The organism is Streptomyces sp. LZ34 (genome assembly GCF_053890475.1).
Genome location: NZ_CM132680.1, coordinates 11,780,746 through 11,799,038, shown reverse-complemented (window position 1 = coordinate 11,799,038; position 18,293 = coordinate 11,780,746). Strand labels below are relative to the sequence as shown.

Annotated in this window: 15 protein-coding genes; 6 read left to right on the top strand and 9 right to left on the bottom strand. The window is 73.8% G+C overall.

The genetic code is table 11. The features are described from left to right. Positions 1 to 187: 187 nt before the first annotated feature. Together ACWY4P_RS50660 and ACWY4P_RS50655 are read right to left on the bottom strand one after the other, a co-directional pair. On the bottom strand, positions 188 to 373 hold the full coding sequence (locus ACWY4P_RS50660) for a cytochrome P450 (RefSeq protein ID WP_456207568.1): 186 nt from the start codon (positions 371 to 373) through the stop codon (positions 188 to 190). Positions 374 to 454: 81 nt separating this feature from the next. Next, the gene (locus tag ACWY4P_RS50655) at positions 455 to 616 is read right to left on the bottom strand and encodes a hypothetical protein (protein WP_456207567.1); all 162 of its coding nucleotides are present in this window, start codon (positions 614 to 616) and stop codon (positions 455 to 457) included. A gap of 368 nt (positions 617 to 984) precedes the next feature. Between ACWY4P_RS50655 and ACWY4P_RS50650 the strand changes: the two genes are divergently transcribed. The 6 genes from ACWY4P_RS50650 to ACWY4P_RS50625 all read left to right on the top strand — a co-directional run bounded on the left by ACWY4P_RS50650 (position 985) and on the right by ACWY4P_RS50625 (position 7,865). After that, on the top strand, positions 985 to 1,974 hold the full coding sequence (locus ACWY4P_RS50650; RefSeq protein ID WP_456207566.1) for a TauD/TfdA family dioxygenase: 990 nt from the start codon (positions 985 to 987) through the stop codon (positions 1,972 to 1,974). 158 nt (positions 1,975 to 2,132) lie between these two features. Continuing rightward, entirely contained in the window at positions 2,133 to 3,680 is a 1,548-nt protein-coding gene (locus ACWY4P_RS50645; protein ID WP_456207565.1) for an AlkA N-terminal domain-containing protein, read from the top strand. Further along, positions 3,677 to 4,171: a methylated-DNA--[protein]-cysteine S-methyltransferase gene (locus tag ACWY4P_RS50640; protein ID WP_456207564.1), complete on the top strand. Its 495-nt coding sequence runs from the start codon at positions 3,677 to 3,679 to the stop codon at positions 4,169 to 4,171. The genes ACWY4P_RS50645 and ACWY4P_RS50640 overlap by 4 nt, the downstream gene beginning before the upstream one ends. After that, complete coding sequence (locus tag ACWY4P_RS50635) at positions 4,168 to 4,860, top strand: alpha-ketoglutarate-dependent dioxygenase AlkB family protein (RefSeq protein WP_456207563.1); 693 nt, start codon at positions 4,168 to 4,170, stop codon at positions 4,858 to 4,860. The genes ACWY4P_RS50640 and ACWY4P_RS50635 overlap by 4 nt, the downstream gene beginning before the upstream one ends. 67 nt (positions 4,861 to 4,927) lie before the next feature. After that, positions 4,928 to 5,902 carry a threonine/serine dehydratase gene (locus ACWY4P_RS50630; protein ID WP_456207562.1) on the top strand — a complete coding sequence of 325 codons (975 nt, stop codon included), beginning with the start codon at positions 4,928 to 4,930 and terminating at the stop codon, positions 5,900 to 5,902. 262 nt (positions 5,903 to 6,164) lie between these two features. After that, positions 6,165 to 7,865 carry a phytoene desaturase family protein gene (locus ACWY4P_RS50625; protein ID WP_456207561.1) on the top strand — a complete coding sequence of 567 codons (1,701 nt, stop codon included), beginning with the start codon at positions 6,165 to 6,167 and terminating at the stop codon, positions 7,863 to 7,865. A gap of 21 nt (positions 7,866 to 7,886) precedes the next feature. Here ACWY4P_RS50625 and ACWY4P_RS50620 read toward each other — a convergent pair whose 3' ends face one another. The 7 genes from ACWY4P_RS50620 to ACWY4P_RS50590 all read right to left on the bottom strand — a co-directional run bounded on the left by ACWY4P_RS50620 (position 7,887) and on the right by ACWY4P_RS50590 (position 18,232). Beyond that, a complete protein-coding gene (locus tag ACWY4P_RS50620; protein ID WP_456207560.1) occupies positions 7,887 to 8,237 on the bottom strand; it encodes an MmcQ/YjbR family DNA-binding protein in 351 nt (116 codons plus the stop codon). 73 nt (positions 8,238 to 8,310) lie between these two features. Beyond that, positions 8,311 to 10,143, bottom strand: coding sequence for a gamma-glutamyltransferase family protein (locus tag ACWY4P_RS50615; protein ID WP_456207559.1), 1,833 nt, complete (start codon positions 10,141 to 10,143; stop codon positions 8,311 to 8,313). Between the two features lie 51 nt (positions 10,144 to 10,194). After that, positions 10,195 to 10,683 (bottom strand): N-acetyltransferase family protein, encoded by a 489-nt coding sequence (locus ACWY4P_RS50610; RefSeq protein WP_456207558.1) that lies wholly within the window; start codon positions 10,681 to 10,683, stop codon positions 10,195 to 10,197. Positions 10,684 to 10,757: 74 nt separating this feature from the next. Then, the gene (locus ACWY4P_RS50605) at positions 10,758 to 11,702 is read right to left on the bottom strand and encodes a TIGR03564 family F420-dependent LLM class oxidoreductase (RefSeq protein WP_456207557.1); all 945 of its coding nucleotides are present in this window, start codon (positions 11,700 to 11,702) and stop codon (positions 10,758 to 10,760) included. 136 nt (positions 11,703 to 11,838) lie between these two features. After that, positions 11,839 to 13,299 carry a DHA2 family efflux MFS transporter permease subunit gene (locus tag ACWY4P_RS50600; RefSeq protein WP_456207556.1) on the bottom strand — a complete coding sequence of 487 codons (1,461 nt, stop codon included), beginning with the start codon at positions 13,297 to 13,299 and terminating at the stop codon, positions 11,839 to 11,841. 180 nt (positions 13,300 to 13,479) lie between these two features. Continuing rightward, positions 13,480 to 15,882, bottom strand: a complete 2,403-nt coding sequence (locus ACWY4P_RS50595) for a protein kinase domain-containing protein (RefSeq protein ID WP_456207555.1) — start codon at positions 15,880 to 15,882, stop codon at positions 13,480 to 13,482. Between the two features lie 4 nt (positions 15,883 to 15,886). Next, entirely contained in the window at positions 15,887 to 18,232 is a 2,346-nt protein-coding gene (locus tag ACWY4P_RS50590) for an outer membrane protein assembly factor BamB family protein (RefSeq protein ID WP_456207554.1), read from the bottom strand. Between the last annotated feature and the right edge of the window lie 61 nt (positions 18,233 to 18,293).

The following is an 18,293-nucleotide window of genomic DNA, read 5'->3' as shown; positions in this document are numbered from 1 at the left end:
TGCCTCCGGGGTAGCTCCACGTATGCGCACTGCATCTACATATGAAGATGGAGGCTAGGCTGATGGACACGATGGGTCAATGGGTCGGCGGTCACGGATTACGACCAGCCGCGCGCCCTCACCGGGCGTGGTCCTGGGAAAGCGCGACGATCACGGTCCGGGGCCCGCGCAGGGTGATGTGCTCTTTTTAGCGGAGGGCGCCTTCCACCAGCCGCGCCCCGGGAAGCCGGGAGACCAGTGTCTCCAGGGCCGTGGTGGCCTCCAGCCGGGCCAGTGGCGCGCCGAGGCAGAAGTGCGGACCCCCACCGAAGGCCAGGTGGTGGTCGGCTCGGTCTCTTCGACCGCCGCCGCGGCGAGCGCGGGGTCTGCCCACACCTCGGCCATTTGCCGGGGTCGCGCAGCAGGGCCGGGTAACAGTGGGCGATGAGGCTCACGGTCGTCTCGTAGCCGGCCGTCAGGAGCAGCGTGCGGGTGCCACCAGTTCGCCGGCGGTGAGCTGGTCGCCCTGGTGCTCGAGGTGGACGAGCTCGGAGAGCAGGCCCGGGCGCGGGGCACGGCGGCACTCCTCGAACCAGGTGTGGAAGTAGCGGTTGAACTCGGTCGCGGTGGCCCGCACCAGATGTGCTCCCGGTCCTCGGCCGACACCCGCTGTTGCGGGCCGGGCCCGATCTCGCGCCCGTCGGCCTCCAGGGACACCGGGCCGGGAATGCGCACCCGCACCGCCCCGGACGGCGCGGAGCGCGCCCCTGCCCCAGCAGCCGCGTTCACCATTCCCCCTATGCTCGCAGACCTGGTGCCAGATGAGTTGTCCCCCGCAAGCCGCCCGTGGTTCACGTTAGTTCAAGGGGGTGACATCACCGGCGCCGCCGCGCCCGGGGCGGCCGTGGGGAGGCGTTGGCGGCCACCGGGGCGACATCCTCAGAATCCGCTCAAATCTTCCACAGAAGACGAACATGCGAGCGAGGTGTTCGTAGGGTCAAGATCATGACCAAGAGCCGTAGCCACACCCTGCACCTTCCGGACTCGTCCAAGGCCGCGGCGGGCGCCGCCCTGGACGCGGTCACCGAGCTCGGCGACGCCGTGCCCGACACCGACCTCGACCTCTATCTGGAGTACGGCGCCAAGCAGTTGCGCAACCATCTGCCCGCGCAGCTCCTGGACGCGCTCGCGCAGTGGCGGCACTCCCCCACCGCGTGGCTCACTCTGGCCAATCTGCCCGGCCCTCACGAATCCGTGCCCACTCCCCGGGACGGGTTCTGCGACGAGTCGCTCCTGAGGACGCCCAACCTCGTGCACTTCGGCATCCTGCACCTGCTCGGGCTCGCGCCGATCGCCTACCCGTGGGAGAACGATGGCCACCTGATCAGGAACGTGGCGCCGCGCGCGGCATCGGCCCGCACCCTCACCTCCTGGGGGTACGCACAGCCATTGGACTGGCACACCGACGACTCGGTGCTCGACCACCGGCCGGACGCGGACGCCGCCAAGGCCATCCCGCACTACCTGTCCTTCATCGGCATGCGGAACGACGAGCAGGTCCCCACGGATCTGCTGCCCGTCGACACCCTCCTCGAGACGCTGCCGGCCCGGACGGCCGAGGCGCTGCGGCGCCCCGACTTCACGGTGACCGCGCCCGAGTCGTACACCAACGACGACGACGGCAGGCCGCTGAGCCGCAGCGGTGTCCCCATGCTCTGGACCCTCCCGGACGGCAACCCCGCCGTGCGCTACGGCCCCGGCAGGCTCACCGGCCTCACCAACGAGGCACGCGAGGCACTGGCGGACTTCGAGCGCCGCGCGGCCACCCTGCCGGGGACTCCCGTGCTGATCGAGGAGGGCGGGTTCCATATCTTCGACAACCGCCGCGTGATGCACCGCCGGGTGCCGTTCCAGCCGCTCCCCGAGGGCCGGGCCCGCTGGCTGCGGCGCTGCTACGCCTACCGGCCGACGGCCAGGCTCACGCCGGTCGGCTGAGCGGTCACACCCGTCGTCCCGCGCGGCGGATCGTCCGGGAAGCGGCCGGCGCGGCCGGGCTGGAGGGCGGCGTCGCCCGGAACCCCTCCCAGGCCCCGCAGCGCCATGTCCGATTCCCGCCAGCACACCGCCCTGTCCTGCCGCACAGTGGAGGGGTGATGACCGACGACAGCAAGTACGAGGCGGTGTGCAGCCGCGACGCCCGCTTCGACGGCGAGTTCTTCCTCGCCGTCTCCACGACCGGCATCTACTGTCGGCCGAGCTGCCCCGCGAACACGCCCAAGCGCAAGAACGTGCGCTTCTTCCCGACCGCGGCCGCGGCCCAGGGCGCGGGCTTCCGGGCCTGCCGTCGCTGCCGCCCGGACGCGGTGCCCGGGTCCGCGGAGTGGAACACCCGGGCCGATGTCGTCGGCCGGGCGATGCGGCTGATCGGTGACGGCGTCGTCGACCGCGAGGGGGTGGCCGGGCTCGCCGGGCGGCTGGGCTACAGCGCCCGGCAGGTACAGCGCCAGCTGAACGCCGAGCTGGGCGCGGGCCCGCTCGCCCTGGCGCGGGCCCAGCGCGGTCACACCGCGCGGATCCTGCTGCAGACCACCTCCATGCAGGCCGCCGAGATCGCCTTCGCGGCCGGGTTCGCCAGCGTGCGGCAGTTCAACGACACCATCCGCGAGATCTACGCCGCCACGCCCAGCGAGCTGCGCGCCGCCCGCCCCGGGCACGACGCGCGCTTCGGTCCGGTCGGCTCCGGGGACGGCGCGGCCGGCATACCGCTGCGGCTCGCCTTCCGCGGTCCGTACGGCTCCGCCGAGGTCTTCGACTACCTGGGCGCCCGCGCCCTCGCGGGCCTCGAGGAGATCACCGGCGAGCGCGGCGAGCGCGTCTACCGGCGCGCCCTGCGGCTGCCGAACGGCGCCGGAATCGCGGAGGTCGGCGAGGCACCCGGCGCGGGCGGCTGGCTGGAGTGCCGGCTGCACCTGGGCGATCTGCGTGATCTGACCACCGCGACCCAGCGGGTGCGCCGCCTGTTCGACCTGGACGCCGACCCGTACGCGGTCGGCGAGCGGCTGGGCGCGGACCCCGCGCTCGCCCCGCTGGTCGCCCTGCGGCCGGGGCTGCGCGCGCCCGGCGCGGCCGATCCGCACGAGCTGGCGGTCCGCGCGGTGCTGGGCCAGCAGGTCTCGGTGGCCGCGGGGCGCAGGCTCGGCGAGGCGCTGCTGGCGGCGTACGGCGAGCCGCTGCGGACGCCGAGCGGCGGGCTGACCCATCTCTTCCCGCGGGCGGAGCGGCTGGCCGGGGCGGCGCTGGGCGAGCTCGGGATGCCGGACTCGCGCCGTGACACCGTGCGCGCCGTCAGCGCGGCGCTCGCCGACGGCGCCGTCCGGCTCGACCCCGGCGCCGACCGGGACGAGGCCGAGAAGGCGCTGCTGGGCCTGCGCGGCGTCGGCCCCTGGACGGCCGGCTACGTCCGTATGCGGGCGCTGGGCGACCCGGACGTGCTGCTGATCGCGGATGTGGCCGTACGGGCCGGGATGCGGCACACGGGCGCCGCGGCGGTCGACTCCGAGGCCTGGCGGCCCTGGCGCAGCTACGCCATGCATCACTTCTGGACCACCGCCGCGGATCGTGGAGACTTCGCCGAGCGCGACGCACACCTCAAGCACGACACGCACCGCAGGCACGACGCACGCGAAAGGAAAGACCGATGACGGTCTACACGAGGGTCGACAGCCCGCTGGGCGAACTGCTGCTGGTGGGCGAGGAGTCGAAGACCGCCAAGGGCGGCACCGCGCTCGTCTCTCTGTCCGTGCCCGGCCAGAAGGGCGGTGCGGTCGTCCAGGACGGCTGGCGGCGGTCTCCGGAGGCGTTCGGTGAGATCGTCTCTCAGCTGCGCGCGTACTTCGACGGCGGGCTGACCCGGTTCGACCTCGAGTATGTGACCCGCGGCAGCGCATTCCAGCAGCGGGTGTGGCAGGCCCTGGACACCGTCCCGTACGGCACCACGACCACCTACGGGCGGCTCGCCGAGCGGATCGGGGCCCCGCGCGCGGCGGTGCGCGCCCTGGGCGCGGCGCTCGGCGCGAACCCGCTGCTGGTGGTGCGCCCCTGCCACCGTGTGATCGGCGCGAACGGCTCGCTGACCGGCTACGCCGGCGGCCTGGAGCGCAAGCGGCAGCTGCTGGCCCACGAGGGCGCATGAGCGCCCTGATCCCACGCCCCCGCAGGGAGGTGGCGCCGGGCGCGGTGCATGTGCCCGACTGGCTCACGCTCCAGCAGCAGCGCGAGCTCGTCGCGGCCTGCCGGGCCTGGGCCGGCGGGCCCGTCCCGATCCGGCACACCAGGCTGCCCAGCGGGGGCGTGATGTCCGTACAGACCGTGTGCGTCGGCTGGCACTGGCTGCCCTACCGGTACAGCCGTACGGCCGACGATGTGAACGGCGCCCGGGCCGCGGAATTCCCCCGCTGGATGGTGGAGCTGGGCCGCCGAGCGCTGGCGGACGCGTACCGGGACGAGACGGCCGGGACGGCCGGGACGGCCGGGACGGCCGCGGCCGACTACACACCCGATACGGCGCTGATCAACTTCTACGACGGCGAGGCCAAGCTCGGTATGCACCAGGACAAGGACGAGAAGTCCTCCGCCCCGGTCGTCTCGCTGAGCATCGGCGACACCTGCGTCTTCCGGGTCGGCAACACCGCGACCCGCACCAAGCCGTACACGGACATCGAGCTGGCGTCCGGCGATCTGTTCGTCTTCGGCGGCCCCTCACGGTACGTGTACCACGGGGTGCCCAGGGTCCATGAGGGCACCGGCGACCCGGCCACCGGGCTGCGCGCGGGGCGGCTGAACATCACCATGCGGGTGACCGGGTTGCGGGACGCGTCGTGACGGTCCGGGCGGGGTCGTTAGGGTGTTGATCGGGGCGATGGCGACACAGAAAGGTGGATGCCGTTTCATGGGCATCGCGGACATCGAGGCGATCGAGGCGGCGGCGGAACGGATCGCCGGATATGTCGTACGCACCCCGACCGTGCCGAGCCCGGGTCTCACCGGTCTGCTCGGTGCGCCGGTCACCGCCAAGCTGGAGTTGTTGCAGCGCACCGGCTCCTTCAAGGCGCGCGGGGCGACGGCGAAGCTCCTGTCGCTGAGCGAGGCCGACCGCGCGGCGGGCGTGGTGGCGGTGAGCGGCGGCAACCACGGGATCGCGGTCGCGGTCATGGCCGGCGCCCTCGATGTGAAGGCGACCATCGTGATGCCGCGGTCGGCGCCCGCGCGCGCCGTCCGGATCGCGGAGGGGGCGGGGGCCACGGTGCGTCTGACGGACGACATGGACGGCGCGTTCGCCTTGATGCCGCGGTTGCAGGCCGAGGGCCTGACGCTGGTGCACCCCTACGACGACCCCTTGGTGGTCGCCGCGCAGGGCACCGTCGGCCTGGAACTGGCCGAAGACACCGACGACGCCGACGAGTTGACCGATGTGCTGGTCAGCATCGGCGGCGGCGGGCTGATCGCCGGGGTCGCCGCGGCGCTGCGCGCGCGGCGGCCCGAGGTGCGGATCTGGGGTGTGGAGACCGAGGGGGCCCAGGCCATGTCCCAGGCGCTGGCCGCGGGCGGCCCGGTGCCGGTCGCGCTCTCGTCGATCGTCTCCACCCTGAGCGCACCGTCCGTCTCCCGGCTCACCTACGACCATGTGGCCGCCCTGGTCACCGAGGTACTCGTGGTGTCGGACGCCGAGGCGGTGCAGGGCACCCTCGACCTCGCCGAGCACGCGAAGGTCTGGGCCGAGCCCGCCGCCGGCTGCCTCCTTCCGGCCGCGCGGCGGGTGTTGCAGCGGGTGGGCGACGGCGCCCGGCTGGGGCTGGTGGTCTGCGGCGGCAACGTGACCACGTGGGACGTCATGTCCTGGGCGGACCGCTTCGGCCTGCGCTGAACCGGCCCACCGGCCGTCCGGCCCACATGATGGACAGCAGCCGCGCCCTGCCCCACGGAGGCGACCTGGGCTGACGGCTGACCGGCCGTTCCCGACCACCCACCCTTATTTAAGTTTTCACCGTTAGCTCGCGCTTCAGGCCATATATTTGACGTCAGGATTGATCCATGAACAGGTGGTTCATGTCGTTAAGTCCTGGGCCGGGCCGGTACGCCCCAGTTGGCCTCGAGATCCAGGCGGCACCGTACAAGGGAGGGCTGGGATGGCCACCGATGTGACCTCGGACCGGACGGCGCGGCAGGATCGCTATGACGCGATCATCGTCGGCAGCGGCATCGGCGGCCTGGTGTGCGGGGGTTATCTCGCCGCCGACGGCCGCCGGGTACTGGTCCTGGAACAGCACGACGTGGCAGGCGGAAACGCGCATGTCTTCCGCAGGCGGCGCCAGTACGAGTTCGACGTCGGCACGCACTACCTGGGCGACTGCGGGACGGACGGGATCATTCCGGCCATCCTCTCCGGGCTCGGCGTCGGTGACCGGGTGCGCTTCCGGCCGATGGACAACGAGCGCGGCTTCGACCGGGTGATCACCCCCACCACCACGCTGGATGTGCCCTCGGGCTGGGACAACTACCGTGACCGGCTCAAGCGCGCGCTGCCCGGCGAGGCCGCCGAGATCGACACGTTCATCGACCTCTCCAAGACCGCGACCGCACTGAGCCGGGCGAGTCTGCTCGGCGAGCCCGTCACCGACCTCTACCGCGCCAACCCCGAGGTGACGCGCTGGAGTCGGCGGTCCCTCGGCAAGCTCTTCGACCACTGCGGGTTCTCCCCCAGGGCCAGGACAGTGCTGGCCGCACAGTTCGGAAACTACGGGGCGCTGCCCGACGACATCGGCTTCGCCGTGCACGCCGGCCTGATGGACCACTACATGCGCGGCGCCTACTACCCCGAGGGCGGCGGCCAGGTGCTGGTGGCCACCCTGGTCGAGGCGCTCGAGGGGCACGGCGGGGAGCTGCGCACCCGGACCGCGGTAGCTCGTATCCTCATCGAGAACGACACGGCGGTCGGGGTCGAACTCACCGACGGCGAGCGCATCATGGCGCCCCTGGTGATCTCCAACGCCGACTACCGCCGGACCATCCTCGACCTGTGCGGCGGGGAGGCGGCCTTCCCCGCCCACCTGGTCAGGCAGACCCGGGAAGCGACCATGCGGTGCCCGCTGACCGCGGTGTACGTCGCGCTGGACACGGAGCTGCCCGACCTCCCCAACGCCAACATCTGGTGGCACGACAGCGACGACCTGGAGCGGGCGCACGCGAGGATGATCGAGGACCAGATGAGGGAGGTTTCTCAGCTGATCTTCTCCTTCGCCTCGGTCAAGGACGCCGGTGCGCCCAATGTGTGCCCGCCGGGGCACAGCAACTTCCAGATCATGACGGTCTGCCCGCCCGGCTATGAGTTCTGGGGCGTGCCCAAGGGACCGGCCGACGGCGAGCGCTACCGCCGCAACGCCGCCTATCTGGCGCGGAAGAAGCAGGTCACCGAGGTGGTGCTGGCCACCGCCGAGAAGGTCATCGGCCCCTTCCGGGACCGCATCACCCATCTGGAGACCGCCACCCCGCTGACCAACGAGCGGTACATCCTGGCCAGCGGGGGCACACCGTACGGGCTGGGCAGCTGGGGCGGTGTGGCCAAGCGCCCCGATGTGCGCACCGGCGTCGAAGGGCTGTATGTGGTCGGCCAGAGCACCCGGTACGGCGCCGGGGTGGGCGGCACCGCCACCGGCGGCATGATGTGCGCCTCCCATGTGCTGGACCGCCAACTGCTGGCGGAGGTGCACGGGGGCGCCGTCGTGGGAGACCCGTCGCTGCTCCCCGACCGCGGGCCGGACTGGGATCCGCTCAGGGTCTCCCGCGGCCGGGCCCGTCAGAAGGCGAAGGGCCTGGCACGCATCGGCTGACGGCGCGCTTGTGCCGTGGGCTCATCGCCCCGTCCTCCCGGCCCGCTCCTCCAGGAGCCTGGGCGGTGCGGCCTGCTGCCAGGAGTCCACGAGGATGTCGCGCAGCTCGTCCATGTCCTCCAGCGCGGCGAGCCGCACCCGCACCCAGGCGAAGCTCGCCTCGTGGTCGGCGATCCAGAACTTCTCCGGCTCGGCGAGGACCAGTTCGTCGCGCTCCTCCTTGGGACACCTGACGGCCATCGAGGTCTCCTCCTCGGGGAGCGTGGCGAACATCTTCCCGGCCACCCGGAAGGTGGGCATGGACCAGGCGGTCTTCTCCGTCGTCTCGGGGAGCGACAGCGCGATGGCACGGACATCGTCGGACGTGGTCATGGGACGACCGTAAGGCACGCCACCGACACCCGCCCGGCCAGGCCGCTCCTCGCCCGGGCCGGGGCCCGCGCCGTCAGCGGCCCACGGCGTACCCCTGGGCGCCACGGGGGTTGGCGGCCGCGAGGAGGACACCGGTGTCGGGGTCGCGGGCGACCGCGCACAGCCGGCCCTCGGTCCAGGCGCCGGCGATCGTGACGTCATGGCCGCGGCGGCGGAGCTCGGCGATGGCCGGCTCGCCGATCCGGGACTCGACCACGACCTTCCCCGCCGCCATCGACCGCGGGTGGAACGAGCCGGGGAAGCTCTCCTGGTGCCAGTTGGGCGCGTCGATGGCGCCTTGCAGATCGAGCCCGGAACGGACGGGCGGACGCAGGGCGACGGCGAGGAAGAAGTGCGTGCTCCACTGGTCCTGCTGGTCGCCGCCGGGTGTGCCGAAGGCCATCACGGGGATGCCGTCGCGCAGGGCGAGGGAGGGGGTGAGGGTGGTGCGCGGGCGGCGGCCGGGGGTGAGGGAGCCCGGCAGCCCGGGGTCCAGCCAGGTCATCTGCAGGCGGGTGCCGAGCGGAAAGCCGAGCTCCGGGATCACGGGGTTGGACTGCAGCCAGCCGCCGCTGGGGGTGGCCGCGACCATGTTCCCCCAGCGGTCGACGACGTCGAGGTGGCAGGTGTCGCCGCGGGTGGTGCCGTCGGGGCCGACGGTGGGCTCCCCGGCGCCGGGCGCGGTGGCGGGCCCGGGGGCGTGGGACGCCGACCGCGCGACCGCGGCCAGGGCCTGCTTGCTCAGGCGCGGCTCGCGGCCGCCGGGCCGCCCCGGCCGCAGCTCGTGGCTGGCACGCTCCCCGATGAGCGCCCGGCGCTCGTCGTTGTACGGGGCGGAGAGCAGGTCGTCGAGCGGGACGTCGGCGGCGTCGCCGTACCAGGCCTCGCGGTCGGCCATGGCCAGCTTGCCGCCCTCGATGAGGGTGTGCAGATAGTCGGGGGTTCCGTAGTCGCCGGCGGTCAGGCCGGGCGGCAGCAGGGCGAGTTGCTGCAGGAACACCGGACCCTGGCTCCAGGGCCCGGCCTTGCACACCGTCCAGCCGTTCCAGTCGTAGGTGGCGGGGGGCTCGTAGGTGGCCGAGAAGGCGGCGAGGTCGTCGCGGGTGAGGGTGCCGGCGTGGCGTTCCCCGGACGAGTCCATGGTGGGCCGGGCGGCGGCCTCGGCGAGCGCCTCGGCGATGAAGCCCTCGCGCCAGATCCCGCGGGCCGCGTCGATCCGGGTCTCACGGCCGGACCCCGTTGATCCCGCCGTTGCCCCAGCCGCCGCCTCGGCCTCGGCGATCAGCCGCCGCCAGGTGGCGGCGAGGGCGGGGTTCTTCAGCAGCCGCCCGGCGGCGGGGGCCCTGCCGCCGGGCAGGTAGAGCTCGGCCGAGGTGGTCCACTCGGTCTCGAAGAGCTCCCGTACGGTCTCGACGGTCCCGCCGACGCGCTCGACGGCGGGGTGGCCGTGCTCGGCGTAGCCGATCGCGTACTTCAGGACCTCGGCGAGTTGCTTGGTGCCGTGGTCGCGCAGGAGCAGCATCCAGGCGTCGAACGCGCCGGGCACGGCCGCGGCGAGCGGGCCGGTGCCCGGGACCAGGTCGAGGCCGAGCGAGGTGTAGTGGTCGATGGTGGCCCCGGCGGGGGCGGGGCCCTGTCCGCACAGGACGGTGGGGGCGGAGCCCGCCGGGGCGAGGATGATCGGCACCTCGCCGGCCGGTCCGTTCAGGTGCGGTTCGACGACCTGGAGGACGAACCCGGCGGCCACGGCCGCGTCGAAGGCGTTGCCGCCGTCCTCCAGGACGGCCATGGCGGACTGGGAGGCCAGCCAGTGGGTGGAGGACACCATGCCGTGGGTGCCCTGGAGGGTGGGGCGGGTGGTGAACATGAGGGGCTCTCCTGGTCTTGGTACGGCTGGGCCCTGGTCGGCACCTGCGCCTCACAGCGCGCGGTGCATGATGTGGAGTCCCACGTACCCCTTCGTCGGGTGGCGGAAGCCCTCCGGGAGCGTGCCCAGCACCTCGAAGCCGAGCGACAGATACAGCCGCACCGCGTGCACGTTGGTCTCCACGACCGCGTTGAACTGCATCCGGCGGAAGCCCGCGGCCCGGGCCCAGTCCAGTGAGTACGCGCACAGCGCCCGGCCCACGCCCTGTCCGGAGTGGGCCGGGTCGACCATATAGCTGGCGCTCGCGACGTGCGCGCCGTTACCCATCTGGTTGTTGTTCATCTTCGCCGTGCCGAGGACCGTGCCCGCCTCGTCGACGGCGACGACCGTACGGTTCGGCGGCGACAGGAGCCACCAGTCGCGGCCCTGCTCCTCGCTGAGGTCGAGCGGATAGGTGAAGGTCTCCCCCGCGGCGACGATCCCGTGGAAGAAGGGCCAGATGGCGGGCCAGTCCCGGGGCGTGGCTTCCCTGATCGGCATCCGGACATGATGCCGGTGGGGCCCGTGGGTACGCCAACGTATTCCGCGGGCCGCGTCCGGGGCGGCGGCCGGGGTCAGCCCCGCTGGGCCAGCTCGCCGAGGAGCTTCCAGGTGCGGCGCTCGTCCTCGGGGGAGCCGATCGCGGTCTGGGTGTAGACGAGTTCGGTGGCGCCCGCCTCGAAGTGCGCGGCCACCTGGGCCGCGAGCAGCTCCTCGTCGCCGATCGCGACGAGGTCGGCGGGGTTGGCGACGCCCTCGCGGTCCAGCGCGGCGCGGTAGGCGGGGAGGGTCGCGTAGTACGCCATGTTCTGCTCGGCGCGGGCGCGGGCGCCCGCCACGTCGGCGGTCACGACGCCGGAGACGATCGCGGCGACGCGGGGCGCCGGGCGGCCCGCGGCTTCGGCGTAGCGCGTGAGGGTGGGCACGGTGTACTCGGCCAGGGTGCGCGGTCCGGACAGGATCGGCAGCGCGCCGTCGCCGAGTTCGCCGGCGGCGCGCAGGGTCTGCTCCCCCGCCGCCGCGACCAGCACCGGCACCCGCGGCCGGGCGCCCGGCACAGTGGCCGGCAGCGAGGTCCTGGCGACCAGCGTCTCGCCGTTGAGGTCCACCGCGCCGGTCTCCAGCAAGGAGCGCAGCGCCTCCAGGTGTTCGCGCAGATGGCGGACCCTGGGGTGCGGCGCGAGCCCGTAGGTCTGTTCGACGAACGACTTGACGGAGAGCCCGACGCCCAGCGTGAAGCGCCCGTGGGAGGCCGCCTGCGCGGTCTGGGCCTGCATGGACAGGGCGATGGGGTGGCGCGGGTAGATGGGTACGACCGCGGTGCCGACGTCGATGCCGGGGACCTCGCGGGCCGCCAGGGCGGCCACGGTGACGGCGTCGTGGTCGAACCGCTGGGTGAACCAGGCCGCGGACAGCCCGGCGTCGGCCAGCTCCTTCACCTGGCCGATCAGAGTGTCGACGGAGTTGGCCTCGCGTGACAGCTGGGTGTGGTCGGTGGGCAGGGCGACACCGATGCGCATGACGTGCTCCGAATCGACGATCGACGGACAGCGGGCCCCCGCCGTGGGCGGGGACCGGGGACACATCTTAACCTGGTAACGAAAGTTACTGGGTAAAGATTTGCTGTTCGGGGTCGCGAGGCGCGCCGACGCGGCGTCAGGCGCGTTCCGGGGTGCGCTCCTCGGTGGGGGCGTTCGCCGCCACCGGAGCGGCCGGGCGGCGGCGCGGGAGGCACAGCGCGGGGAGGACTGCGGTGAACATCAGGGCCACGGCCCAGAGGTAGGTGTCGGCGAAGGGCCCGGCGTGTGTGGGGGTGGCGGTGGTGCCGCCGTTGATGGAGAGCATGACGGAGAAGAAGGCCACACCGATCGCGGCCGCCACCTGGGAAGTGATCTGAAGGGCCGTCGAGGCCGAGGGGGCGTCGTCCGCCGAGAGCCCGCGGGTGGCGGCGGCCATCGCCGGCATCATGGTCGTGCCGACGCCGATACCCAGGACGAGCAGCGGGACGGCCAGCCGCCAGTACGCGGTGGTGTCCGACAGTTGCAGGGTCAGCAGCCCCATGCCGAGCGCCGCCGTGGTGACACCGCCGGCCACCAGCCACCGCGGCGGGACCTTGTCCGCAAGCCGCCCGGAGAACTGCATGGTCACCCCGGCCGCCAGCCCCAGCGGGGCGCCCAGCAGGCCGGAGGCCGTGGCGCTCTCGCCCCGCACCACCTGGAAGTACATGGGCAGAAGCAGCATGCTGCCGAAGTAGCCGACGACGAACAGGCCCAGCGTCCCCACGCCGGCCGCGAAGGGGCGGTCGCGGTACAGGCGCAGATCGATCAGCGGGTGCGGGCAGACCCGGGTCCGTACGACGAAGCCCACGACCAGCGCGGCCCCCACGACCGCCGGGAGCACCGCACCCACGTCGCCGAAGTCGCGGCGCTCGGCGCCGGTGGACAGGCCGTAGATCAGCGCGGCCAGGCCCGGGGAGAGCATCAGCAGGCCGGGCACGTCCAGCCGCCGGCCGGGGGCTCCCGCGGCGCGTGGCAGGGCGCGGGCGGCGACGACCAGGGCGGTGACGCCGATGGGCACATTGATGGTGAACATCCAGCGCCAGGAGAAGGAGTCCACCAGCCAGCCGCCCAGGACCGGGCCGCTGACGGGGCCGATGAGGATGGGGATGCCCATGATGCTCATGATGCGGCCCATGGTCTCCGGGGTGGCGGCCTGCATCATGATCGTCATCCCGGTCGGCACGATCATGCCGCCGCCCAGCCCCTGCACCATCCGGAAGGCCACCAGCGACTCGATCGACCACGCCGTTCCGGCCAGCAGGGAGCCCAGGGTGAACAGCGCGATGGCCGTCATGTAGACCCGCTTGGTGCCGAACCGCCGGATCGCCCAGGCCGTCACCGGGATCACCGCGGCCAGGGCCAGCGAGTAGCCGGAGGACACCCACTGGACCGTGGGGAGCGGGGCGTCGAACCGCTGGGCCAGGGGGTTGATGGCGACGTTCACCACGGTGGTGTCCAGCACCGACATGATGGAGCCGAGGGTGACCACGGCGGCGAGCACCGCCAGCCGGGGTGAGGTGGGCGGGGCGTCGCCGGGAGCTTGCTGCGCAGGTGACATGACAGAGCCTTGTCTTCGTGATCGGCGGGGCGGGTGGATCGCCCGCCCGCGTCCCGAGACTCCGATATAAACCAAGGTTTAAGTCAACCGAGGACCGGCTCCGGCATGTTGTTCGGCCCGCGCGCAGTGCCCGCGCGCCGTGCTCAGCCGCTTCAGGACACCAGCTTCAGGTCAGCGGCTTCAGGTCAGCGGCAGCGCCCGGATCGACTTGCCTCGCACGACGTAGAGCCGGTCCTGCCCCACCAGCAGCCGCGTGGCGCCGAGTACGGAGCCGGACGAGTCGCGCAGGGTCCACCGCGTCCGTCCGGTGCGGCGGTCCACCGCGACCGCGGAGGCGCGGCTGTCGGAGGACGGCGGGAAGACCAGCCCGCCGGCCACCGTGGTGGGGGCGGGCGGCGCGGCCAGGTCGGTGTCCGCCTTCCACCTCCACCGCACATGGCGGGGCGCCAGGTCGACGGCGAACACATGCGTGCCCAGGACCGTGAGATAGGCGACGCCGTCCGCCACCGCGGGGGCGCCGAACACCGACCCCGACCCCTCCGTGCCGGAGGGCAACTGGTCGGGGTCGAGCCGCCAGCCCCGGCGGCCGGTGCGCAGATCGACCGTGCTGAGCCCGCGCCCGCTCACCAGCACGGTGCCCCGTGCCACCGCCGCCGTCCACTGCGGCACCATGTCGCTGCCGTCGCCCGGGACCACGTCGTCCCCGGGCAGCGCCACCCGCCACCACCGCCGGCCGTCGGCCGTGTCGTACGCGGTCACCGAACCGGTGTCGACGAGCACCAGCAGGCCCCCCGCCACCACGCCCGGGAGCTCGTTGGCCGCGCCGCGCCCGAGCTCCCGGCGCCAGCGCACCTTCCGGGCCACCGTGTCGTACGCGAGCAGATACCGGCGGCGGGTGTCCGGCGTGCCGTCGCGGTGCGGGCCCGAGTGGCCGAACACATACGCGGTGCGGGCGTCCCCGGCGCTGACCGGGCGGTCCGTGAAGCGGAAGGTCACCCCCAGCGGGTCGGAGTACCAGGTCCTGCCGTCGGCGGGGTCGACCATCGCCAGCCGGTCGTCCCCGTCGGCGTAGGCGGCCTTCATCACCAGCAGACCGCCGCAGGCCATCGGCGTGTACCCGGACACCGCGGGCGCGGTCCAGCGCAGGGTGCCACGGCGGGCGTCCACACCGAGGATGCCGTCCCCCGGGTCGGCCTGTACGGCGATGACTCCCCGGTGGAACAGCGGCGTGCCGAGGTCCCCGATGGGGCCCCGGTACTCCCACAGCGGCTGCGGCGCGGTGTCCGTGCCGGTGGCGCCGGGGCCGGGCCGGGGTTCGCCGCGGGTGTCGTCGTCACCGGGGCCGGCCACCGCCCACCACACGCCGCCCGCCGCCCCGACCGCGGCCAGGGCCCCCAGCCCGCCCAGCACCAGCCGGCGGCGGGCCGGGCGCGGGCCCTCCTCGGTCGCCGGCGCCTCGGGGGCGGTGTCGGGCGGCGGGGCCTGGGGCTCTTCGCTCCGCCGCGCCGCGACGTTCCAGACGGCCGCGGTGCGCAGCGCGATGTCGTGCAGGACGCCCGCCGGGAGCAGGCCGGCGAAGCGTTCCCGTTCCCTTTCCCGCTCGCGCTCCCCTTCGCGCTCCCGTTCCCGTTCCCCTGCCCGTTCTTGTTCCCGTTCCCGTTCCCGTTCCCGTTCCTGTTCCTGTTCCTGTTCCTGTTCCTGTTCCTGTTCCCGTGGGTGCTCGCCGTCGTCGCCCGTGCCCGCCAGGGCGCGCACGATCCGGTCGGCCGCGGGCCGGTCCGCGGGGTCCTTGGCCAGACACCCGACGACCAGCGGCCACAGCTCCTCCGGCACCCCGGCGAGGTCCGGCTCCTCGTACGCCACGCGGTACAGCACGTCGTTGGCCTCGCCCTCGCCGAACGGCGCCCTCCCGGTGGCGGCGTACACCAGCAGGCCGCCCAGCGCGAACACGTCGGCGGGCGGTCCGACGCTCTGCCCGCCGACGGGGCGTGCCTGTTCGGGCGATATGTAGGCGGGGGTGCCCATCTGACGGCCGGTGCGGGTCAGCCGCTCGGCGCCGACGGCCCGGGCGAGCCCGAAGTCGATCAGTTTGGGGCCGTCGGCGGTGATCAGCACGTTGGAGGGCTTCAGATCGCGGTGCACCAGGCCCTGGCGGTGCACCGTGGCGAGGCCCCGGGCGAGCGTCGCCCCCAGGGCGCGCAGCGCGGCGTACGGCCAGGGGCCGTGGGCCTCCACCGCCTGTGCCAGGGAGGGGCCGAGTAGGTATTCGGAGGCCAGCCACGGCCGCGGCCCGGCCGTGTCGGCGTCCACGACGGCCGGGAAGAAGTCGGCTCCGCCCAGGGAGCGGGCGGCCTGGAGCTCCTGCCGGAACCGCTCGCGGAACTCCTTCTCGTCGGCCAGGTCGCGGTGGACGGCCTTGAGGGCCACGGTCCGTCCGCCGTCGGAGCGGGCCAGGAAGACGGTTCCCATCCCGCCGGACCCGAGGCGGGCGAGCAGGCGGTAGCGGCCGAACGCCTCCGGGTCGTGGCCGAGCAACGGCCGCACGGGCAGGGCGGGCTCGTCCGCCGTCACGTTCACGGTCATCCTTTCACTCCACCGGAAGCATGAACACGGCGGCGCCGTGGGCGACGACGGCGGACGATCTCGCCGGGTAGACGTGGTAATCCTCGAGGAGCCCGCTGCTGCTCTCCTCGAATCGCCACCGCACCCCGCCCGTCCGGGCGTCGAGCGCGAACACGCCCGCCGCCGCGGCGGCCAGCACCGTACGGCCGGAGTCGGTGACCGAGAGGTCGGGGGTCGCCTTCCACACGGTGTCGTCGGGCAGCGCGGACCGCCACAGTTCGGTGCCGCGGTCCGGGTCGACCGCGTAGACCAGCTTGGTGCCGTCGGACACATACAGCACATCGCCCTTTCCGCCCGGCCCCTGGCGGATCACCGGGTGGCCCAGCGGGGACTTCGTCGTCGCGTAGCTGTTGATGTCCAGCGACCACCGCTGTCTGCCCGAATCGATGTCCACGGCGCGCAACGTGGCCCCGCGCGCGGCGTAGAGCAGGCCGCGGCCGGCGGACATCCCGACCTTGTCCCCCGTGCCGACGCCGTCGAAGCGCCTGCGCCACTCCTGGTGTCCGTCGGACAACCGCAGCGAGATGAGCTCCACCTCGCCGCCGGGGTATCCCAGGCCGACCAGCGAGCGGCGGGTGGGGAACGCCCCGATGTCCTCGCCGTACGCGGCGGGCAGCCGGCTCCGCCACCGCTCGCGGCGGGCCCGGGTGTCGTACGCGACCACGTAGACGGGGGGCTTGTCGCCACCGCTTCCGGTGCCCGTTCCGGTGGCGGTCCCGGTCGCGGTGAAGTAGGCGTGGCGGCCGTCCGCGTCGACGGAGAGCATGGTCTGGAAGGTGAGGCCGGTGCCGGAGTACGTGGACTCCACCCAGCGCTGGTGGCCGTCGCGGGCGTTGAAGGCGACGAGTCTGCCACCGATGGCGACGAGGGCGAGTTCGCGGCTGATGGGCTCGGGGGCGGCGTCGGTGCCCAGGTCGTCGCGGCGCCAGCTCGGGCGGCCGGTGCGCAGGTCGAGCGCGACCGCCTCCTGGAGGTTGGTGATGATGGCGAGCCTGCCGCGCCACACCAGCGGCCGTACGGATGTGGCGTCGGTCAGGTCGAAGCGCCACCGGGCGACGGGGGCGGTACCGGCCGGGGGCCGCGGCGCCGGGCTCGTGGCGGGGCGCCGGGCCGGGCCGGGGTCGGTCAGGGCGGACAGCCCGCCGCGGCCCGCCACCCACCCGGCCACCGCCGCGCCGCCGGCCAGCAGTCCGGCGGCCCCCGCGGCGGCGGTGGTGAGCACGGCGCGGCGGGAGGTGGCCGCGGCACCGGAGGGCGGGGGGTCGGCGATGGGATGTGCGCGGTTGCGGCCCTCGCCCCGCGTGGGCGCCGTGAACACATCGTCGTCCGGGAACGCCTCGCCCTCGGCGGCCGGTTCGTCGCGGGCGCCGGGCGGAGCCGCGGCGGGCCCGGGGGCGGCCGCGGGCTCCTCCAGCACCAGCACCCGCGCGGCCTCGCGAGCCAGCCGGGCGACCACGGCGCTCGGCAGCCGAGGGGGCGGCGGTGGCACGGCCGGGTCGGGACCGCCGAAGCCCGCGCGCAGCGCGGCGGGTTCCGGGCGGCGCGCGGGGTCCTTGTCCAGACAGCTCGTCAGGAGGCCGGCGAGCGAGTCGGACAGATGGCCGAGGTCCGGAGGTTCTGCGGCGATCCGGTACAGCACCTGCGGCGGCGCGTCGTCGCCGAACGGAGGGCGGCCGGAAGCGGCGTAGGCGAGGACCGCGCCCAGGGAGAAGACATCGGACGCGGGGACAGGGGCCCGGCCCCTCGCCTGTTCGGGTGACAGGAAGGGGGCGGGCCCGGCGAACCGGCCGGTGTCGTTGTCGTACGCGTCTTCTTCCCCGCCGCCGGCTCCCGTGCTGTGCTCTGCCCCGCAGCCGGCTCCCCCGCCGTGGGCTTCTTGCCGCGGCAGGCGGGCGTGGTGAAACCCGGTCAGCCGGGGCCCGTCCCCGGCGATCAGGACCGCGTCGGCCGAGATGCCGCCGTGCACCATTCCGGCCGAGTGGACCCGCTCCAGCGCCTCGGCGAGCGCGGCGCCCAGCGCGCGTACGTCGTCCTCCGCGAGCCCTCGGGGTGCGGCGCGGACGGCTTCGGTGAGCGGCACGGCGGGGACGTACGCGTAGGCCACCCACGGGGCCGACGCGTCGAGTTCGGCGTCCTCGACGGGGCGCACCCAGCGCCCGGCGGCGGCCCGTGACGCCGCCACATCGCGGCGCAGCCGGGCGCGGAGCCGCTGGTCGTCGGCGAGCGCGGCGCGCACCAGCGTGACCTCGACAGCCGGCCCCGCGCCGACGCGCCGCCCCAGCAGCCGCACGCCGCTCTCCGTCTCCCCCAAGCGGGCCAGCATCCGAAACGGCCCGAGGCGACGCGGATCCGCGTGGTGCAAGGTGTGCATA

What these genes read in the sequence shown, in the direction of transcription:
- ACWY4P_RS50625 (WP_456207561.1), top strand. Translation starts at nt 6,165, where the DNA reads ATGGCCACCGATGTGACCTCGGACCGGACGGCGCGGCAGGATCGCTAT.
- ACWY4P_RS50650 (WP_456207566.1), top strand. Translation starts at nt 985, where the DNA reads ATGACCAAGAGCCGTAGCCACACCCTGCACCTTCCGGACTCGTCCAAG.
- ACWY4P_RS50635 (WP_456207563.1), top strand. Translation starts at nt 4,168, where the DNA reads ATGAGCGCCCTGATCCCACGCCCCCGCAGGGAGGTGGCGCCGGGCGCG.
- ACWY4P_RS50640 (WP_456207564.1), top strand. Translation starts at nt 3,677, where the DNA reads ATGACGGTCTACACGAGGGTCGACAGCCCGCTGGGCGAACTGCTGCTG.
- ACWY4P_RS50595 (WP_456207555.1), bottom strand. Translation starts at nt 15,882, where the DNA reads ATGACCGTGAACGTGACGGCGGACGAGCCCGCCCTGCCCGTGCGGCCG.
- ACWY4P_RS50630 (WP_456207562.1), top strand. Translation starts at nt 4,928, where the DNA reads ATGGGCATCGCGGACATCGAGGCGATCGAGGCGGCGGCGGAACGGATC.
- ACWY4P_RS50605 (WP_456207557.1), bottom strand. Translation starts at nt 11,702, where the DNA reads ATGCGCATCGGTGTCGCCCTGCCCACCGACCACACCCAGCTGTCACGC.
- ACWY4P_RS50600 (WP_456207556.1), bottom strand. Translation starts at nt 13,299, where the DNA reads ATGTCACCTGCGCAGCAAGCTCCCGGCGACGCCCCGCCCACCTCACCC.
- ACWY4P_RS50615 (WP_456207559.1), bottom strand. Translation starts at nt 10,143, where the DNA reads ATGTTCACCACCCGCCCCACCCTCCAGGGCACCCACGGCATGGTGTCC.
- ACWY4P_RS50610 (WP_456207558.1), bottom strand. Translation starts at nt 10,683, where the DNA reads ATGCCGATCAGGGAAGCCACGCCCCGGGACTGGCCCGCCATCTGGCCC.
- ACWY4P_RS50620 (WP_456207560.1), bottom strand. Translation starts at nt 8,237, where the DNA reads ATGACCACGTCCGACGATGTCCGTGCCATCGCGCTGTCGCTCCCCGAG.
- ACWY4P_RS50645 (WP_456207565.1), top strand. Translation starts at nt 2,133, where the DNA reads ATGACCGACGACAGCAAGTACGAGGCGGTGTGCAGCCGCGACGCCCGC.